This is a genomic window from Nocardioides sp. Leaf307 (genome assembly GCF_001423135.1).
Taxonomy (GTDB): domain Bacteria; phylum Actinomycetota; class Actinomycetes; order Propionibacteriales; family Nocardioidaceae; genus Nocardioides; species Nocardioides kribbensis.
In genome coordinates, this window is record NZ_LMNY01000002.1 from 537,068 (window position 1) to 556,160 (window position 19,093).

The following is a 19,093-nucleotide window of genomic DNA, read 5'->3' on the forward strand; positions in this document are numbered from 1 at the left end:
ACCGGTGTGGATCAGCCGCGGTAGGCGGTCCACATCTGCTGGCTGCGGGTCGCCTGGCCCGCGGTGAACATGGTGTAGCAGGAGTCGTAGCTGTAGTCCATGAAGTTGTGGATGGGGTCGAGGCCCGGCAGCGTGCAGGAGTCGCGACCCTCGGGGCAGCCCGTGGTCGAGCTCGACTGCGCGGGGGTGTCGCCCACCTCGTCGTTGGTGCTCGTGCAGCCGCCCTGGAAGGTGTGGTAGAGCCCGAACCAGTGACCGGCCTCGTGGGTGGCGGTCTCGCCGAGGTTGTAGTTGGCGGCCGCACCGCCCGGCAGCGAGGTGTACTGCACGCGGATGCCGTCGATGCCGGGGTTGCGCTTGTAGTCCCACGGGAAGGTCGCGATGCCGAGGTAGTCGAAGTCGACCAGCCAGATGTTCAGCGCGTTGGCCCCGCCCTGGCGGGTCTGCTTGCGGTAGGTGGCGCTCTGCTTGTCCTGGTGCCACTGGGTGTTGTTGAAGCGGTCGACTCCGGCGAGGGTGAACTGGAAGCCGGTGTCGGCGGCCTCGGTGGACTTGCCGCCGCTGAAGCTGGTGTTCATGACCGCGATCTGCTGGGCGATCTGGCTGTCGGTGACGTCGCCCCCGCCGTTGGCGTCGCGCATGACGTGGACGTAGACGGGCACGGTCGCACCGACCGCGCGGATGCCGGGGCGGCGCTCCTGCTCGAGGCTCTCCTGCTCCAGGCGGCGCTGGAAGTCGCGCTCGATCCGCTCCTGCTCGAGGGTGTCGATCGCCCGGTGGTCGCGCACGTGCTTGCCGCCGCGGGCGGCGGCCGCCTCGTCGTGGGCGTGGGCGTCGGCGACGACGCAGTCGCGCGAGACGTCGCCGGTGGTCATGGCCTGGGCCGGCGCGAGCGAGCCGAGGGCCAGGGTGGTGAGGAGGAGCGCGCCCGGGCCGAGGACGGCGGCGGAGCGGCGGAGCTGGAGCGTCATGCCCATGGAGTGGGGATCCTTCGTGCGGGCCGCCGTTCGTCGCGGCCAGGTGGGCTGATCCTGCAACAGAACGACCGGGCGCAGAGGCCTAACGACGCTGCACGTTCGTGCAATGCAGGAACGTGCAGGAGATCGTGCAGCGCGTCGCCCCGGCGCACGACGCGGTGGCGCCGGGGTCAGGCCCAGCCGCGCACGACGTCGAGCACCCCGCCGATGCTCGACACCACCGCGTCGGGCACGCCCTCGGTGTGGCCGCGCTGCTCGTCGGGGATGGTGCTGTGCGGCACGTGGACGGCGCGCAGACCGGCCTGCTGGGCGCCCCACACGTCGTCGAAGAGCCGGTCGCCGACGTAGACGCACCGGGCGGGGTCGCTGGCCCCGACGGCGTCCATCGCGGCCCGGAAGGCGTGGCGGGACGGCTTGGTCCAGGCGATCTCCGAGGTGTAGACGTCGCCGTCGAGCAGGTCGAGCACGCCGTCGCGCTCGAAGAAGCCGCGGTGCCAGGCGCGCGGCCAGATCGTGTTGGAGAGCACCCCGACGAGGATCCCGTCGGCGCGCAGCGCCTCGAGCAGCGGTCGGACCTCGGGGTCGGTGGCGGTGTGGGGCTCCCAGAAGGCGCGGTAGGCCTCGAGGAGCTCGGGGTCGTGGGCCAGGCCGGCCTCGTCGAAGAGGTCGGCCACGGTGGCGCTGCGCTGGTGGTCGCGGCTGCGGCCCCACACCACGCCGCCGGCCTCGTGCAGGCGCGCTGCGTGGACGTCGTCGCCGTGCTCCGACTCCACCACCGCCCGCGCGAGGGCCAGCGACTCGGCGTGGAAGTCGACGTCGTGCCACCGCGTCAGAGTGCCGCCCCAGTCGAAGAGGACCGCCTCGACGCCGCCTGCCCCGCCCATCGCGCCTGCTCCCCTCAGGCGCGGACGAGCCGCACGAGGTGGTCGACGACGTGGTCGGCGACGACGTCCTCCCGCTCGCCGGAGGCGCGGTCGCGCACCTCCACCGTGCCGGTCTCGGCCAGGCTCTTGCCGACGACCACGACGGTCGGCACGCCGATCAGCTCGGCGTCCTTGAACTTCACGCCGGGGCTGACCTTGCCGGTGCGGTCGTCGTAGAGCACGTCGAGCCCCTGGCCCGACAGCTCGTGGGCGATGCGCTCGGCCGCGGCGAGGACCGCCTCGTCCTTGCCGGCCGCGACCAGGTGGACGTCGGCGGGCGCGACGTTGCGCGGCCAGGACAGCCCGCTCCCGTCGAGGGTGCCCTCGGCGATCGCGGCCACCGCGCGGGTGCACCCGATGCCGTAGGAGCCCATCGTGACCGTGACCAGCTTGCCGTTCTCGTCGAGCACCTTGAGGTCGAGCGCGTCGGCGTACTTGCGACCGAGCTGGAAGATGTGGCCCATCTCGATGCCGCGCGCGGTCTCCAGCACGCCGCCGTCGGTGCCGCCGCAGGCGGGGCACAGGTCGCCGTCGCGCACCTCGGCGGCCTCGATGGTGCCGTCGGCGGTGAAGTCGCGGCCGGCCACGAGGTCGAGCACGTGGCTGCCGTCGACGTCGGCGCCGGTGACCCAGCGGGTGCCGTCGACGACGCGGGGGTCGAGGACGTAGCGGATGCCGGAGGCGCTCTCCTCGCCCAGCACGCCGGGGCCGATGTAGCCCTTGACCAGCGCGGGGTGGGCGGCGAACTCGGCCTCGCCGAAGGGCTCGACCTCGATCGGCTCGAGCTGGCCCTCGAGCCGCTTCTGGTCGACCTCGCGGTCGCCGGGCAGGCCGATGGCGAGCGGCTCGCGCGTGCCGTCGGGGTGCTTGAGCACCACCAGCACGTTCTTCAGGGTGTCGGCGGCGTGCCAGGGGCGGTCCTCGCGGGGGAACGCCTCGTCGAGGTGGGCCACCAGCGAGTCGATGGTGGGGGTGCCGGGGGTGGCCTCGGCGTGCGCGGCGGGCGCGTCCTCCCAGCCGGAGGCGGGCGGGGTCAGGACCTCGACGGCCTCCACGTTGGCGGCGTAGTCGCAGCGGGTGCAGCGCACGTAGGTGTCCTCCCCCACGTCGGCCTTGGCCAGGAACTCCTCCGAGCGGGAGCCGCCCATCGCGCCCGAGGTGGCCTTGACCACGACGTACTCGAAGCCGAGACGGTCGAAGATGCGCACGTAGGCGTCGCGGTGGGCCTGGTAGCTGGCGTCGAGGCCGGCGTCGTCGACGTCGAAGGAGTAGGAGTCCTTCATCGTGAACTCACGTCCGCGCAGGAGGCCGGCGCGGGGACGGGCCTCGTCGCGGTACTTGGTCTGGATCTGGTAGATCGAGAGGGGCAGGTCCTTGTAGGAGGAGTACAGGTCCTTGACGACGAGGGTGAACATCTCCTCGTGCGTCGGGCCGAGCAGGTAGTCGGCGCCCTTGCGGTCCTTCAGGCGGAAGATGCCGTCGCCGTACTCGGTCCAGCGGTTGGTGGCCTCGTAGGGCTCCCGGGGCAGCAGTGCGGGGAAGCTGAGCTCCTGGGCGCCGATGGCGTCCATCTCCTCGCGCACGATGGCCTCGACCTTGCGCAGCACCTTCAGGCCCAGCGGCAGCCAGGAGTAGATGCCGGGCGCGGCGCGACGGATGTAGCCCGCGCGCACCAGCAGGCGGTGGCTGGGCACCTCCGCGTCGGCGGGATCGTCCCTCAGGGTGCGCACGAACAGGGTCGACATCCGCAGGATCATGGGCTCAGCGTAGGGGTGGTGCCGCCGACGGCACGAACCAGTTACCCGCTCCCCGCGGGAGCGGGCACAACCGATCACGCCGGGCGCGCGTCTCCCCCAGGAGCCCGGACCCGCCGGGCCACCAGCCCGGGAGGACCGACCACCCATGGACCGCACCCGCACCCGCACCCGACGACTCCCCTCCGCGCTCGCCGCGGCAGCCGCGGTGGCCGCCCTGGCCGCCCTGTCGTGCTCGACCCTCGTCGGGCCGGGCGCCGGCGCGGCGAGCGCCGAGGCGGCGACGCCGGTCGCGCCCGGCTCGCTGACCCGTGGCGCCGACCCGGCGGTGCCCGTACTCACGGGACGCACGATCACCGACGGTGAGCGCACCGTCCGCGTGCCCGGCCGCTCCCCCTCCCTGCTCGGCGCCTCCGGCGACGGGTACGTCGTCACCACCGAGCTCGACGGTCGCCGGCCGGTGCTGCTGCTCGACGGGTCGGGGCGCCGCACCCTCGTCGACGACCTCGGCACCGACGACGCGCGGCTGGCCTCCGACGGCTCCGTCGTCGTCCTCACCCGCTACCGGTTCGCCGCGCAGAGGTCACGGGTGCGGGTCCTCGACGTCGCCACCGCGTCGATCGGGCAGCGTCGAGGGTTCGAGGGCTTCGCTGACGTGCTCGACGCCGACGAGACCCGGGTCGTTGTCTCGACCTTCCCTCCACGCGCCACGATGCTCTGGGACCTGGCCGCGGACCGGGTCGAGCTCGTCGGCCGGCAGCCGGGCTACGCCGCCTCGCTCGCCGACGACCGGCTCGCGGTCTACACCGGCGACCCCTACCGGGGTGGGTGCAGCCGCGTCGTGCGGCTGCAGGACCCCTCGAGGACGCTGTGGCGCTCGTGCGAGGAGCGGGTGACGGCCTTCGCCCCGGGCGGTGAGCGTCTCGCCACGGTCGGTCTGCTGGCCGACGGCCGCGGCCCCCAGGACGTGTGGGCGCGGGGCACCGACGGCACCCTGCTGCAGCACTACACCGTGGCCGGCTGGTTCGGGCTCGTGCAGTGGGAGGACGCGACCGGGCTGCTGCTCGACAGCCACGGGGTGCGCCGAGCGGCTCTCGTGCGCTGCGACACCGACGCCACAGCCGGCGCCACCGACGCAGGGTGCGAGCGGGCCGGGGACCTGAGAGCGGTGACCGCAGGGCACTGACGTACGTCGATCCGGCCGGTCCGGTCGGGCCGCGCGGCTCAGGCGCCGCGGGCGACCTTGAGCGCCACCCGCACCAGCTCGGCCTGCAGCGGCAGCCGGGCCAGCGTGCCGGCGCGCAGCACCGCGCTGCGGCTGCGGCGCGCGTCGGCGGCCATCTTCACGTTGCCCGGGAAGACCCCGACCAGGAGCGCGGCGCTGGCCCAGCCGGCGGCGCGGCGCGTCGACGGCACCGCCATGCCCGCGGCGCACGCCAGCTCGGCGACGCCACTGCCCCGGATGACCTCGCGGTGGGCCGGCACCCACGCGGGCATCAGCGGCTCGAAGGTCTGCGGTCGCACGAGGTGGACCACACCGCTGGTGACGAAGGCCCCGGCGAGGAGCTTGGCGGCGAGGGGCAGCGGAGCGGCGGTGGGTGCGGGCACGGCCCGAGGCTAGTGGGCCGCGGGGGCGGGGAGCGGGCCGGCTCAGAACATGACGGTCGAGAAGCGCGCGGTCTCCTCGAAGCCGACCGCGGCGTAGGTCCTCCGGGCGGGCTCGTTCCACTCGTTGACGTAGAGCGAGACCGTCGGGGCGATCTCGGCGCGCACCAGCTCGGCGACCGCCGCCATGCCCGCGACGGCCAGCCCCTCGCCGCGACGGTCGGCGGGCACCCAGACGCCCTGCACCTGCGCGGCGTGGGGCGAGGCGCAGGCGACCTCGGCCTTGAAGACGAGCCGGCCGTCGTCGAAGCGGGCGAAGGACCAGCCCCGGCTCACCAGCTGCGTGACCCGGGCGCGGTAGAGCTCCGCACCGCCGCCCTGCTCGGGGGAGACGCCCACCTCCTCGGTGTACATCGCCACGCACGCGGGGTAGAGCTCGCCCATGTCGGCGCGCGTCGTGCGCCGTACGCCCGGGTCGGGGGCGACGTCGGGGGTGCGGGCGAGCTCGAGGTGGGGCTGGCGCCACCGGGTCTCGCGGGGTCGGCCCCACGACGAGGCGAGGTGACCCCACAGCACCTCGACGGCCTCGTGGGGGCCCACGATGGTCGACACGCTGCGGCCGCGCGTCAGCGCGCGCTCCGCGAAGGCGCGGGCGTCGTCGGCGGTGGCGCCGATCGGCACCAGGTTGGCGCCGACGTGGCACGCGGCGACGAGGCGACCGTCGACGAAGCGGCCCCACACCTCCCCGCCCAGCCAGCGCGGCTCCAGGTTGGTCGTGCGCGCCCGGTAGTCGGCGAAGACGTTGACCACGGGGTCGAGCTCGACGAGCGCGAGGAACTCGTGGAGGTCGGACGCCCCCAGGGGGCGCACGCCGTGGCGGGTCGTCAGCACTCCTGGAGCCTACGGCCCCGAGGCCGTCACCGAGTCACCCCGCCGCAGGAGGGTCCGGGTGAGCCGGCACCGGCAGGTGCGCTCAGCCGACGCTGACCTCGGCGGCGGCGCCGTCGACGGCCTCCATGCCCTCGGCGATGCGCATGGCCTCCTCGATGAGGGTCTCCACGATCTGCGACTCCGGCACGGTCTTGATGACCTCGCCCTTGACGAAGATCTGGCCCTTGCCGTTGCCGGAGGCGACGCCGAGGTCGGCCTCGCGCGCCTCGCCCGGACCGTTGACGACACAGCCCATGACGGCGACGCGCAGCGGCACCTCCATGCCCTCGAGACCGGCGGTGACCTCCTCGGCGAGCTTGTAGACGTCGACCTGGGCGCGGCCACAGCTGGGGCACGAGACGATCTCGAGCTTGCGCGGGCGCAGGTTGAGCGACTGCAGGATCTGGATGCCGACCTTGACCTCCTCGACCGGCGGGGCCGAGAGCGAGACGCGGATCGTGTCGCCGATGCCCTGGCTCAGCAGGGCCCCGAAGGCGGTGGCCGACTTGATGGTGCCCTGGAAGGCCGGGCCGGCCTCGGTGACACCGAGGTGCAGGGGCCAGTCCCCGGCCTCGGCGAGCAGCTCGTAGGCACGGACCATCACGACGGGGTCGTTGTGCTTCACCGAGATCTTGAAGTCGTGGAAGTCGTGCTCCTCGAAGAGGCTGGCCTCCCACACCGCCGACTCCACGAGGGCCTCGGGCGTGGCCTTGCCGTACTTGTCCATGATCCGCTTGTCGAGGGAGCCCGCGTTGACGCCGATGCGGATGCTCGTGCCGCGGTCCTTGGCGGCCCGGGCGATCTCCTTGACCTGGTCGTCGAACTTGCGGATGTTGCCGGGGTTGACGCGCACCGCGGCGCAGCCGGCGTCGATCGCGGCGAAGACGTACTTGGGCTGGAAGTGGATGTCGGCGATGACCGGGATCTGCGACTTCTGCGCGATCGCGGGCAGGGCCTCGGCGTCGTCCTGGCTCGGGCAGGCCACCCGCACGATGTCGCAGCCGGTCGCGGTGAGCTCGGCGATCTGCTGCAGCGTGGAGTTGATGTCGGACGTCAGCGTCGTGGTCATCGACTGCACCGAGACCGGCGAGTCGCTGCCGACCCCCACCGAGCCGACCTTGATCTGGCGGGTGGGGCGGCGCGGGGCGAGCACGGGCGGCGGGGCCGACGGCATCCCCAGGTTGATCTCGGTCATGCCCCCAGGCTACTGCGCACCCCGCAGGGGCCCAGTACGGCGTGGCGGGCCGCGGTGAGGGGTGCCGGGAGGGTGTCGTCACGAGCCGGTCGGCGCGTCATGCGCATCGTGGATGCGCATCCACCGAGCGCATGACGTCCGGGCGCGGGTCGACGGGCCCGGTCGGCACGTCATACGAGACGTGGATGCGCATCCACCCAACGCATGACGTCCCGGCGCGGGTCGACGGGCCCGGTCGGCACGTCATACGAGACGTGGATGCGCATCCACCCAACGCATGACGTCCCGGCGCGGGCGCCTAGGCCCGTCGAGACGTCATGCGAAACGTGGATGCGCATCCACCCAGCGCATGACACCCGGGGCACACGGGCCCCCGATCGGGCCGCGCCGAGGCGCGGAGGCGTCCTGGTCCTGTTCAGGCCGCGGGAGCCCCCCAGCCGGCGTGCACGAGAGCGGCCCGGATCTGCTCGAAGAACTCGTCCGGCCGCAGGCGCAGGCCCAGCAGCGGCAGCCGCAGGACGGTGGCGTCGCCGAGCGCGAGCGCGTTCTGCCGGAGGGCGTCACCTACCACCTCCTCGGCCCAGGTGTGGTGGATGCCGTCGACCTCGACCACGAGCCGCCAGTCGGGCCAGTAGAGGTCGAGGTAGAAGCGGCCGGACGGGCCGCGACGCAGGACCTGGCGCTGCGGAGCGGGCATGCCCCGGCGCGCCAGCTCGCGGGCGACGTCCATCTCGCCCAGCGACCGTGCCCCGTCGAGCAGCTCGTTGACCACCTCGTGCACGAGCAGTCGTCGGCGGTCGCGACGTACGCGCAGCGCTTGCGCGGCCAGCATCTCGGGCGTGGCCAGACCCTGCTGGACCGTCGCGCTGAGCAGGTGGACGGCCTGCTTCTCGCTGGCCGCCCAGAGAGCGGCACGGATGGCGGCGACCTCCGGTCTCACGCGCGGAGGGCCGGAGGCGACGACGGTGTCGTCGGCGGCCCAGCGACGGGTCTGGCGGATGTCGTAGGACGGCGTGCGCCGCACGCGTGCGCCGCGCGGCACCGAGACCCGGACGCGCGAGGGCTCGAAGCGCTCCAGTCCGCCGGCCACCAGCGCGCTCGATGCGTCGAGCACGGCGCGCGGGCCTCCCTGGAAGACCGCAGCCCAGTGATGGGCCTGCTGCGACAGCTCGCCGGTGTGCAGGCACACCGACTGGTCGCCGACGCGCTGCCACCGGCGGGCCCGCAGCTGGCCGGTCACCTGCCACCGGGTCACGCCCGCGGCGTAGAGCTGGCGGCGCGAGACCACGCCGTGCTGCTGTCGGGCGAGGCGTCGGACCCGGCGAGCAGCGAGGGAGTCGTCAGGGAGGGGCTTGGGCATGCCGCCAGCCTCGGCCGTCGAGCCGGTCGGCGGGGCCGGCCGTCACCGACCTGTGGACGAGCCGTCGCAGGAGCGGCGCGGTGGACGACTCGCGGGCCGCGCCGCACGCCGAGCTCAGGTGGCGACGTCATGCGCGACGTGGATGCGCATCCACCCTCCGTATGACGCCCCGCCCACGCCCCGAGCAACCACCCACACGACACACCGGRCGTCATGCGCGACGTGGATGCGCATCCACCCTCCGTATGACGCCCCGCCCACGCCCCGAGCAACCACCCACACGACACACCGGACGTCATGCGCGACGTGGATGCGCATCCACCCTCCGTATGACGCACAGCCCGCGCCACGCGCACGCCGCTCCCAGGACGCGCGCGCCCCGACCGCGTCCCGTGTGGCCCCGCGTGGGCGGGAGGGCGGCCTCAGAACGGCGTGGCGACGGGGGCGACGAGGTCGCCGACGATGAGCACGACGCCCATGACCAGCAGCGCGGAGGCGACGACGTAGGCGACCGGGAGGAGCTTGGCCGCGTCGACGTAGCCGGGGTCGGGTCGACCGCGCAGGCGGGCGGCGCCGCGACGGATCCACTCCCAGGTGGCGCTGGCGATGTGGCCGCCGTCGAGGGGCAGCAGCGGCACGAAGTTGAAGACGCCGATGAAGAAGTTGAAGCCAGCGATCAGCGAGAGCAGGAAGGCGACCTTGTCACCGCCGGGGATCTGCTCGGCCGAGCTGACCTCGCCCGCGATCCGGCCGCCGCCGACGATGCTGACCGGGCTGTCGGCCGCGCGCTCCTCGACCCCGACGATGGCCTGGCCGACCTCGTAGACCTTGACCGGGAGGGTGACCAGCGCCTGCACGGTGTCCTTGGCCATGACCCCCATCTGCTCGAGGGTGTAGAGCGGGCCGCCCCGGGTGACGACGAGCTCGACGGTGGGCGTCACACCCAGGAAGCCGACCTGGCGCAGGGTCTCGTCGGTCGCCGACGTCGGCCGGGTCTCGACCGTGGTGCTGGTCGTGCCGGTGAGCTCCTGGCCGTCGCGCTCGTAGCCGATGACGGCCTCGCCGTCGGCGTTGTCGCGGATCAGCTCGCGCAGCTGGTCCCAGCCGGTGACGGCCGTGCCGTTGAAGGAGGTGATGGTGTCACCGGGTCGCAGGCCGGCGTCGCTGGCCGGGCTGGCCGGGTCGTCGGCGGCGCACTCGCGACCCTCGTCGGAGTAGGGGATGACGCACCGCGACACCGTGTCGACGACCGGCGCACCGGCCTCGGGCTCGATGGTGCGGGTGCCGTAGGTGCCGAAGACGATCCAGAACAGGAAGAAGGCGATGAGGATGTTGACCGTGGGGCCGCCGGCCATCACCACGATCTTCTTCCAGGAGGCCATCTTGTAGAACAGACGGTCGCTGTCCTCGGGGCGCACCAGCTCCCACTCCGCCGCGCGGGCGTCGGAGATGAGCTGGGTGAACATGCCGGTGTTGGACTTGCGCACGCGGGTGACGGTGTTGCCGTCGGCGTCGACGGTGGTCTCGTCGGCCAGCTGCGCGGCGCCGGGCGGCAGCATGCCGACGATCTTGACGTAGCCGCCGAGCGGGATGGCCTTGACGCCGTACTCGGTCTCGCCGACCTGCTTGCTCCACACGGTGGGGCCGAAGCCGATGAAGTACTGCGTCACCTTCCCGCCGAAGCGCTTGGCCGGGATCATGTGGCCGAGCTCGTGCAGACCGATCGAGACCAGGATCGCGACGACGAAGACGAGCACGCCGAGGAGGTAGAGCAGGGCGGTGGTCATCGGCTTCCTCGGCTCGTGGAGCGGATCGTGGCGCGGGCCGTCTCACGGGCCCAGGTGTCGGCAGCGAGCACGCCGTCGAGGGTGAGCTGCTCGTCCGAGGGTACGTCGTGACCGCGCAGCACCGCAGCGATCACGTCGACGATCCCGGTGAAGCCCAGCCGGCCGTCGCGGAAGGCCGCGACGCACTCCTCGTTGGCGGCGTTGTAGACCGCGGGGGCCGTGCCGCCACGCCGACCGGCCTCGCGGGCCAGGGCGACGGCGGGGAAGGCCTCGTCGTCGAGCGGGTCGAAGCGCCACGTCTGCGCCGTCGACCAGTCGACGGGCGCCGCGGCGCCGGGCACCCGGTCGGGCCAGGCCAGGCCGAGCGCGATCGGGATCATCATCGTGGGCGGGCTGGCCTGCACCAGCGTGGAGCCGTCGGTGAACTCCACCATCGAGTGCACGACGCTGGTGGGGTGCACCACGACCTCGATGTCGTCGTAGGGCACGCCGAAGAGCAGGTGGGCCTCGATCACCTCGAGGCCCTTGTTGACCAGGGTCGCGGAGTTGATCGTGATGACCGGCCCCATCGACCAGGTCGGGTGGTCGAGCGCCTCGGCCGGGGTGACCTCGGCGAGCTGCTCGCGGCTGCGCCCGCGGAAGGGCCCGCCGCTGGCGGTGAGCACGAGGCGGCGCACCTCCTCGCGCGCCCCTCCGCGCAGGCACTGCGCGACGGCGGAGTGCTCGGAGTCGACCGGCACCACCTGGCCGGGGGCCGCCGCGGCCAGCACCAGCGGGCCGGCCATGATCAGCGACTCCTTGTTGGCGAGGGCCAGCGTCGAGCCCGACTCGAGCGCGGCGAGGGTCGGGCGCAGCCCGACCGCGCCGGTGATGCCGTTGAGCACGACGTCGGCCCCGAGACCGGCGGCCTCGACCGAGGCCTCCTCCCCCAGCCCGCTGTACGCCGGGCGCAGCTCGGCCACCTGCTGCGCGAACAGCTCGGGCTGGCCTCCCCCGGCGCTCAGCCCGACCACGCGGAAGCGGTCGGGGTGGGCCCGCACGAGGTCGAGGGCCTGGGTGCCGATCGAGCCGGTGGAGCCGAGGATGACGATGTCGCGACGCTCACTCACGCGCGCCAGTCTCCCCCGTCGCGCCCGGGCCGGCCGCGGGACCCCGCGACCGGCCCCACGACCGGCCCGGCCGGGGTCGCCGTCAGGGGGCGACCGGGGTGACGGGCTCGGCGTCGGGGGCGGTGGCGGCGAAGGCCTCGGCGACGACGTCGAAGGCCTCGTGCAGCAGCGCGTCGGGGATCGACAGCGGCGGCAGGAAGCGGAAGACGTTGCCCCAGGTGCCGCAGGTGAGCACCACGACGCCGTTGCGGTGGCAGTGCGCGGCGACGGCGGCGGTGCGGGCGGCGTCGGGGGTGGTCGTGCCGGGCTCGCACAGCTCGATGGCCATCATGGCGCCGCGACCGCGGACGTCGGCGACGACGGGGTGCTCGGCGGCCAGCGCGGTGAGGCGCTCGGTCATGAGCGCGCCGAGGTCGCGGGCGCGACCCACGAGGTCGTGCTCTCTCATCTCCTCGATGGCGCCCAGCGCGGCGGCGCAGGCCAGCGGGTTGCCGCCGTAGGTGCCGCCGAGGCCGCCGCCGTGCACGGAGTCCATCAGCTCGGCACGGCCGGTGACGGCGGCCAGCGGCAGCCCGCCGGCGATGCCCTTGGCCGTGGTGACCAGGTCGGGCACGACGCCCTCGTGGTCGCTGGCGAACCAGTCGCCGGTGCGGCAGAAGCCGGACTGGATCTCGTCGGCGATGAGCACGACGTCGTTGTCGGTGCACCACTGCGAGAGCGCCGGCAGGAAGCCCGGGGCCGGCACGACGAAGCCGCCCTCGCCCTGCACGGGCTCGATGACGACGCAGGCCAGGTTGGTGGCGCCCACCTGCTTCTCGATGACGTCGATGGCGCGCGCGGCCGCCTCGGGGCCCGAGAGCCCGTCGCGGAAGGGGTAGGACATCGGGGCGCGGTAGACCTCGCCGGCGAAGGGCCCGAAGCCGTGCTTGTAGGGCATGTTCTTGGCCGTCATGGCCATCGTGAGGTTGGTGCGGCCGTGGTAGGCGTGGTCGAAGACGGCCACGGCGTCCTTGCCGGTGGCGACGCGGGCGATCTTCACGGCGTTCTCGACGGCCTCGGCGCCGGAGTTGAACAGGGCCGACTTCTTGGCGTGCGAGCCCGGGGTGAGCTCGGCGAGGGCCTGCGCGACGTCGACGTAGCCGTCGTAGGGCGTGACCATGAAGCAGGTGTGGGTGAAGGCCTGGACCTGCTCGGTGACGTTGCGGACCACCGCGGGGGCGGCGTTGCCGACCGTGGTGACCGCGATGCCCGAGCCGAGGTCGATGAGGGAGTTGCCGTCGACGTCGACGAGGACGCCGCCGCCCGCGGCGACGACGAAGACGGGCAGGGTCGTGCCCACGCCGTCGGCGACGTAGGCCTTCTTGCGCTCGAGGCGCTCGAGCGAGGCCGGGCCGGGGATCGCGGTGACCAGGCGCCGCTCCTGGGGCAGGCCCACGTTGGTGGCGGGGTCGGTCGGGGTGGTCGGGGCGTGCTGCTGGGTGTCGGTCACGAGTCCATCTCCTTCATTCCCCACGGGCTGCCGTAGGCCGTGAGCAGGTCGAGGAAGGGTACGGCGTCGAAGGCCTCGGGGCCCAACACACCGGCCCCGCGCCACACGCCGGTGGCGAGCAGCTCGAGGGCGACCACGGGGTTGACCGCGGTCTGCCACACCACGCACTGGTGGCCGTACTCCTGCATCGTCCAGGCGTTGTCGACCACGTGGTAGAGGTAGGTCGAGCGGGGCGCGCCGTCCTTGCCGAGGCCGGTGACCCACAGCCCCGCGCAGGTCTTGCCGCGCATCCGCGGGCCCACCGTGGCCGGGTCGGGCAGCACCGCGGCGACGACGTCGCGCGGGCTGACCTCGACGCCCTTGACGCGCACCTTCTCGGTGCGGTCGAGCCCCAGGGTGTGCAGGGCCTTGAGGATGGAGATGAACTCCTCGCCCAGGCCGTACTTGAAGGTCGCGCGCCGGCAGTCGATCCAGCGCGGCATGAGGAGCACCTCCTCGTGCTCGACGTTGACGCACTCGACCGGCCCGATGCCCTCGGGGAAGTCGAAGACCTCGGGCTCGCTGAAGGGCGCGGTGGTCGACCACTGCCCGTCCTGCCAGACGACGGGCGGGTTGAGGCACTCCTCGATCGTGGTCCACATCGAGAACGACGGCGCGAAGACCTCGTTGCCGTCGTCGTCGGTGACCACGAGGTTGGCGCCGTCGCGCGTGCCGAGCTCGTCGATCTCGCTGAAGAGGTGGTCGGCGGCGTAGCGGGCGAAGACGTCGGACAGGCCCGGCTCGACGCCGATGCCGACCAGGGCCAGCCGTCCGGCGGCCTCCCACTCCCCCGCGACCGCGAACTGCTCGTCGCCCAGCTTCACCCCGCACTGCTCGTACGGCGCCTCCGGGTGCGGCCGCGAGAGCGACATCGCCATGTCGAGGTAGTCGGCCCCCGCGGCGCAGGCGCCCTCGAAGACCGGCATGTCGAAGACCGGGTCGACCGCGTTCATCACGTGGGTGATCCGGTGCTCGCGGCACAGCGCGCTCACCGAGCCCGCGTCGGAGGCGTCGACGCGCGCGGCGGCGTACCGCTCGTCGATCGCGGCGGCGCTCTGCGCCTTGGCCTCGTCGTAGTCGGCGACGACCAGGGCCTCGAAGAAGTCGCGGCGCGCGGCGATGGCCGCGAAGGCCGAGCCGACGCCGCCGGCACCGACCAGGAGGATGCGCATGGGGCTGCTCGTCGGCTCGCCCGTGCGGTCGCTCACCGGGTCACTCACCGGGTCACTCACCGTGGTAGCTCATGACGTGCTTGACCCGGGTGTAGTCCTCGAGGCTGTAGGCCGAGAGGTCCTTGCCGTAGCCGGAGTGCTTGAAGCCGCCGTGGGGCATCTCGGAGACGAAGGGGATGTGGGTGTTGATCCACACCACGCCGAAGTCGAGGCGCTTGGACATGCGCAGGGCCCGGGCGTGGTCGGCGGTCCACACCGAGGACGACAGCCCGTACTTCGTGCCGTTGGCCCAGCGCAGGGCCTCGGCCTCGTCGGAGAAGCGCTGCACGGTGATGACCGGGCCGAAGATCTCGGTCTGCACCTGCTCGTCGTCCTGGCGCAGCCCGGAGACCACGGTCGGCTCGTAGAAGTAGCCCCGCTCGCCCTGGCGGGCACCGCCGGTCTGGAGCGTGGCGTGGTCGGGCAGCCGGTCGACCATGCCGCTGACGCGGGCCAGCTGGTCGGCGTTGTTGAGCGCGCCGTAGAGCACGTCCTCGTCGTCGGGCAGTCCGGTGCGGGTGCCGCGGGCGGCCTCGGTGAGCGCGGCGACGAACTCGTCGTGCACCCCGGGGGCGACCAGCACGCGGGTGGCGGCGGTGCAGTCCTGACCGGCGTTGAAGTAGCCGGCCTCGGCGATGGCCGCGGCGGCACGCTCGACGTCGGCGTCGTCGAAGACCACGACCGGGGCCTTGCCGCCGAGCTCGAGGTGCACCTTCTTGAGGTCGGCGGCCGCGGCTCCCGCGACCTCCATGCCGGCGCGCACCGATCCCGTGATCGAGACCATCTGCGGTGTCGGGTGCTCGACCAGGCGCCGGCCGGTGTCACGGTCGCCGCACACGACGTTGAGCACCCCGGGCGGCAGGAACTCCTGGGCCAGCTCGGCGAGCAGCACCGAGGTCGCCGGGGTGGTGTCGCTGGGCTTGAGCACGATGGTGTTGCCGGCGGCCAGCGCCGGGGCGATCTTCCAGATCATCATCATCAGCGGGTAGTTCCACGGCGTCACCTGGCCGATGACGCCGATCGGCTCACGGCGGATCCACGAGGTGTGGTCGGCCATGTACTCCCCCGCCGACTTGCCCTCCAGCAGCCGCGCCGCCCCGGCGAAGAAGCGGAAGTGGTCGACGCCGACCGGGAGCTCCTCGGTGGCGGTCAGGCCCAGCGGCTTGCCGGTGTCGCGCGACTCCACGCGCACGAACTCCTCGCTGCGCCGGTCGAGGGCGTCGGCGATGCCCAGCAGCGCGGTCATCCGCTCCTGCGGGGTGGTCTCGCCCCAGGTCTCGAAGGCCCGGTCGGCGGCGGCGTAGGCGCGGTCGACGTCCTCGGCGTCCGAGAGCGGCGCGGCGGCGTAGACCTCCCCCGTCGTGGGGTCCTCCACGTCGTAGGTGGCGCCGGAGGCGGCGGCGACGAGCTCGCCGTTGACAACGTTCTGGAAGGTCTGGTCGGCCATGACCGGAGCCTAGTCAGAAGACAACGGAATCTGTAGACCTCCGCCCGATCCGATGCGAAATCGGTCGTGACCGCGACCTCAGACCGCGAAGACGCACGCTCCGTCGACCCAGGTCGAGCTGACCTGGGTCGCCCCGACCTCCTCGGCGGGCCCGAGGAACGGGTCGCGGTCGAGCACGACCAGGTCGGCCACCGCGCCGGGCGCCACCGTGCCGGCGCCGACGTCGTCGCGGCGGTTCACCCACGCGCTGCCCGAGGTGTAGGCCGCCAGCGAGGTCGCGAGGTCGAGCGCCTGCTCGGGCAGGAAGGCCTCGGTGCCGCCGCGGCCCGCCTCGTCGCGCGCCCAGCGGTTGACCGCGACGTGCACCGCCTCGAGCGGGTGCGGCGTCGAGACCGGCCAGTCGCTGCCGGCCACGAGCCGCGCACCCGTGCGGTGCAGGGAGCCGAAGGGGTACTGCCACCCGGCCCGCTCCAGGCCGAGGAACGGCAGCGTCAGCTCGACCATCTGCTCGTCGAGGCAGGCCCACAGCGTCTGCAGGTTGGCGGCGACGCCCAGGGCGCCGAAGCGCGGCACGTCGTCGGGGTGCACGAGCTGCAGGTGCGCCACGTGGTGCCGTCCGGCGCGACGCAGGTCGTCGTCGAGGGCCTCGAAGGCGTCGAGCGCCTCGCGCACCCCGCGGTCGCCGATGCCGTGCACGTGCACCTGGAAGCCCTCCGCCGCGAGGGCCGCGACCGCCGCGGTGAGGGCGGCGGGGTCGAGGAAGGAGTGCCCGGCGTTGTCGGTGGGGTGGCCGCACCGGTCGAGGTAGGGCGCGGTGAGGGAGGCCGAGCCGTTCTCCGCCACGCCGTCCTGCATGACCTTGACGCTCGTGGCGCGGAAGCGGCCGTGGCTGTAGGCGGCGCGGCGGGCGACCAGGTCGGCGACCTGCTCGGGGCCGCGGTCGCGCTCCCACCACAGCGCGCCCACGACGTGGGCGGTGAGCACCCCGCGCTGCGCCGCCCTCAGGTACGCCGGCCCCGGGTCGTCCATGCCGGCGTAGGCCCCGACGATCGCGTCCTGCCACCCGGTGACGCCCACCGAGTGCAGGTAGGACTGCCCCGCGAGGAGCGCCGCGTCGTACTCCGCCTCGGTGGTCGCCGGGGCGAGGTCGGCGACCAGCGCCATGGCCGCCTCGTGGAGGGTGCCGGTGGGCCGGCCGTCGGCGTCGCGCTCGATGCGCCCGTGGGGCGGGTCGGGCGTCTCCGCGGTGATCCCGGCCAGCTCGAGGGCGCGGGTGTTGACCCAGGCGCCGTGGTGGTCGCGGTTGGGCAGCAGCACCGGCCGGTCGGGCACGACCGCGTCGAGGTCGGCCGCGGTCGGCGTGCCGCCGGGGAAGGCGGCCATCGCCCAGCCCCCGCCGAGCACCCACGCGCGCTCGGGGTGCGCGTCGGCGTAGGCGGCCACCGCCGCGACGTAGCCCTCGCGCGTGCCGACGTCGGAGAGGTCGCAGCGCACCCGCTCGAGACCGCCCTGCACGGCGTGCACGTGGGCGTCGACGAACCCCGGGGCCAGCATCCCGCCGGCGAGGTCCACCACCTGCTGACCGGGCTCCGGGCGCGGGCGGCCCTGCCCGGCGCGGCGTACGTCGGTCACGACGCCGTCGCGCACCACCACCGCGTCGACGGCGCCCACATGCTCGTGGCCGTCGAAGAGGCTCCCACCGGTGAACACCGTCGAGGTCATGGCTGCAGTGAACCAGAGCGCCGGGCCGGTCGCGCCCTGACGCCCGACGGGCGGGATTCGACGGATTCCGTCACGAAAAGCCGCTTGCACCGTCGATTCCGCTTGCACACCTCGCCTCGGAGCGCGCACGATGAGCGCATGCTCCCTGACTACGACCACCTCCAGAAGGCCGCCAAGGACCACCTCTGGATGCACTTCACGCGCCACGGGTCCTACGAGGCCGCCGACGTGCCGGTGATCGTGCGCGGGGAAGGCGTGCACCTCTACGACGCCCACGGCAAGCGCTACCTCGACGGCCTGGCCGGGCTCTTCGTCAGCCAGCTCGGTCACGGCCGCCGCGACCTGGCCGAGGCCGCGGCCACGCAGGCCGGCGAGCTGGCCTTCCACCCGCTGTGGTCCTACGCCCACCCCACCGCGATCCGGCTGGCCGAGCGGGTGGCGTCCTACGCCCCCGGCGACCTCAACCGGGTCTTCTTCACCACCGGCGGCGGCGAGGCGGTCGAGAGCGCCTGGAAGCTGGCCAAGAACTACTTCAAGCTCACCGGCCGCCCGATGAAGCACAAGGTCATCAGCCGCTCGATCGCCTACCACGGCACCACGCAGGGGGCGCTGTCGATCACCGGCCTGCCGCTGCTCAAGCAGCAGTTCGAGCCGCTGGTGCCCTCGACCTTCCGCGTGCCCAACACCAACGCCTACCGCGCCCCCGCCCACGCCCTGGGCCCCGGCGGCGACGACCTCGAGGCCTACGGCCGCTGGGCCGCGGACCAGATCGCGGTCGCGATCGAGAACGAGGGCCCCGACACGGTGGCCGCGGTCTTCCTCGAGCCGGTGCAGAACGCGGGCGGCTGCTTCCCGCCGCCGCCCGGCTACTTCCAGCGCGTGCGCGAGATCTGCGACCGGTACGACGTGCTCCTGGTCTCCGACGAGGTCATCTGCGCCTTCGGCCGCCTCGGCCACATGTTCGGCGCCGAGCGCTACGGCTACCAGCCCGACATCATCACCTGCGCCAAGGGCCTGACGTCGGGCTACTCCCCGCTCGGCGCGATGATCGCCTCCGACCGGCTGATGGAGCCCTTCCTGCACGGCAGCGAGTGGTTCGCCCACGGCTACACCTTCGGCGGCCACCCGGTCTCCTGCGCGGTCGCGCTGGCCAACCTCGACGCCTTCGAGGAGGAGGGGGTGCTCGAGCACGTGCGCGCCAACGAGCCCGGCTTCCGCGCCACGCTGGAGCGGCTCAAGGACCTGCCCATCGTCGGCGACGTGCGCGGCGACGGCTACTTCTACGGCATCGAGCTGGTCAAGGACCAGGCCACCAAGGAGTCCTTCGACGACGACGAGAGCGAGCGCCTGCTCTACGGCTTCGTCTCCAAGTCGCTCTACGCCGAGGGTCTCTACTGCCGCGCCGACGACCGCGGCGACCCCGTCATCCAGCTCGCGCCCCCGCTCGTCGCGACCCAGGAGCACTTCGACGAGATGGAGCAGATCCTGCGCTCCGTGCTCGACAAGGCCTGGGCCCAGATCTGAGGCGGCGGCCCGCCGCCGACC

At 73.3% G+C, this 19,093-nt stretch carries 15 protein-coding genes; 2 read left to right on the top strand and 13 right to left on the bottom strand.

The window, feature by feature from the left end; all coding sequences use genetic code 11:
- Positions 1-11: 11 nt before the first annotated feature.
- The 3 genes from ASF50_RS11760 to ASF50_RS11770 form a co-directional block, all read right to left on the bottom strand.
- A complete protein-coding gene (locus ASF50_RS11760; RefSeq protein WP_235557648.1) occupies positions 12-971 on the bottom strand; it encodes a zinc metalloprotease in 960 nt (319 codons plus the stop codon).
- A 176-nt stretch (positions 972-1,147) separates the two neighbouring features.
- The gene (locus ASF50_RS11765; protein ID WP_056904581.1) at positions 1,148-1,861 is read right to left on the bottom strand and encodes an HAD family hydrolase; all 714 of its coding nucleotides are present in this window, start codon (positions 1,859-1,861) and stop codon (positions 1,148-1,150) included.
- Between the two features lie 14 nt (positions 1,862-1,875).
- The gene (locus ASF50_RS11770) at positions 1,876-3,657 is read right to left on the bottom strand and encodes a proline--tRNA ligase (RefSeq protein ID WP_056862412.1); all 1,782 of its coding nucleotides are present in this window, start codon (positions 3,655-3,657) and stop codon (positions 1,876-1,878) included.
- Between the two features lie 145 nt (positions 3,658-3,802).
- Between ASF50_RS11770 and ASF50_RS11775 the strand changes: the two genes are divergently transcribed.
- Positions 3,803-4,840 carry a hypothetical protein gene (locus ASF50_RS11775; RefSeq protein WP_056904582.1) on the top strand — a complete coding sequence of 346 codons (1,038 nt, stop codon included), beginning with the start codon at positions 3,803-3,805 and terminating at the stop codon, positions 4,838-4,840.
- A 38-nt stretch (positions 4,841-4,878) separates the two neighbouring features.
- On the opposite strand, the gene ASF50_RS11780 is transcribed toward ASF50_RS11775, so the two are convergent.
- From ASF50_RS11780 to ASF50_RS11830, 10 genes are all read right to left on the bottom strand, one after another.
- Complete coding sequence (locus tag ASF50_RS11780) at positions 4,879-5,262, bottom strand: DoxX family protein (protein ID WP_082503136.1); 384 nt, start codon at positions 5,260-5,262, stop codon at positions 4,879-4,881.
- A gap of 42 nt (positions 5,263-5,304) precedes the next feature.
- A complete protein-coding gene (locus ASF50_RS11785; RefSeq protein WP_156718255.1) occupies positions 5,305-6,150 on the bottom strand; it encodes a GNAT family N-acetyltransferase in 846 nt (281 codons plus the stop codon).
- 82 nt (positions 6,151-6,232) lie between these two features.
- Positions 6,233-7,384 (bottom strand): flavodoxin-dependent (E)-4-hydroxy-3-methylbut-2-enyl-diphosphate synthase, encoded by a 1,152-nt coding sequence (ispG, locus tag ASF50_RS11790; protein WP_056862409.1) that lies wholly within the window; start codon positions 7,382-7,384, stop codon positions 6,233-6,235.
- A 415-nt stretch (positions 7,385-7,799) separates the two neighbouring features.
- Positions 7,800-8,744: a DUF559 domain-containing protein gene (locus tag ASF50_RS11795; protein ID WP_156718257.1), complete on the bottom strand. Its 945-nt coding sequence runs from the start codon at positions 8,742-8,744 to the stop codon at positions 7,800-7,802.
- A gap of 422 nt (positions 8,745-9,166) precedes the next feature.
- Positions 9,167-10,531, bottom strand: a complete 1,365-nt coding sequence (locus ASF50_RS11805; protein WP_056904585.1) for a M50 family metallopeptidase — start codon at positions 10,529-10,531, stop codon at positions 9,167-9,169.
- Positions 10,528-11,640: a 1-deoxy-D-xylulose-5-phosphate reductoisomerase gene (gene dxr / locus ASF50_RS11810; RefSeq protein WP_235557649.1), complete on the bottom strand. Its 1,113-nt coding sequence runs from the start codon at positions 11,638-11,640 to the stop codon at positions 10,528-10,530. The genes ASF50_RS11805 and dxr overlap by 4 nt, the downstream gene beginning before the upstream one ends.
- 82 nt (positions 11,641-11,722) lie before the next feature.
- Positions 11,723-13,129 (bottom strand): 4-aminobutyrate--2-oxoglutarate transaminase, encoded by a 1,407-nt coding sequence (gabT, locus tag ASF50_RS11815; RefSeq protein WP_235557650.1) that lies wholly within the window; start codon positions 13,127-13,129, stop codon positions 11,723-11,725.
- Positions 13,126-14,376, bottom strand: coding sequence for a saccharopine dehydrogenase C-terminal domain-containing protein (locus tag ASF50_RS11820; RefSeq protein ID WP_235557651.1), 1,251 nt, complete (start codon positions 14,374-14,376; stop codon positions 13,126-13,128). The genes gabT and ASF50_RS11820 overlap by 4 nt, the downstream gene beginning before the upstream one ends.
- Before the next feature lie 16 nt (positions 14,377-14,392).
- A complete protein-coding gene (locus ASF50_RS11825; protein WP_056862403.1) occupies positions 14,393-15,826 on the bottom strand; it encodes a gamma-aminobutyraldehyde dehydrogenase in 1,434 nt (477 codons plus the stop codon).
- Between the two features lie 78 nt (positions 15,827-15,904).
- Entirely contained in the window at positions 15,905-17,548 is a 1,644-nt protein-coding gene (locus ASF50_RS11830; protein WP_056904586.1) for an amidohydrolase, read from the bottom strand.
- 138 nt (positions 17,549-17,686) lie between these two features.
- On the opposite strand from ASF50_RS11830, the gene ASF50_RS11835 reads away from it, so the two are divergent.
- A complete protein-coding gene (locus ASF50_RS11835) occupies positions 17,687-19,072 on the top strand; it encodes an aspartate aminotransferase family protein (protein ID WP_056862401.1) in 1,386 nt (461 codons plus the stop codon).
- Positions 19,073-19,093 lie beyond the last annotated feature (21 nt).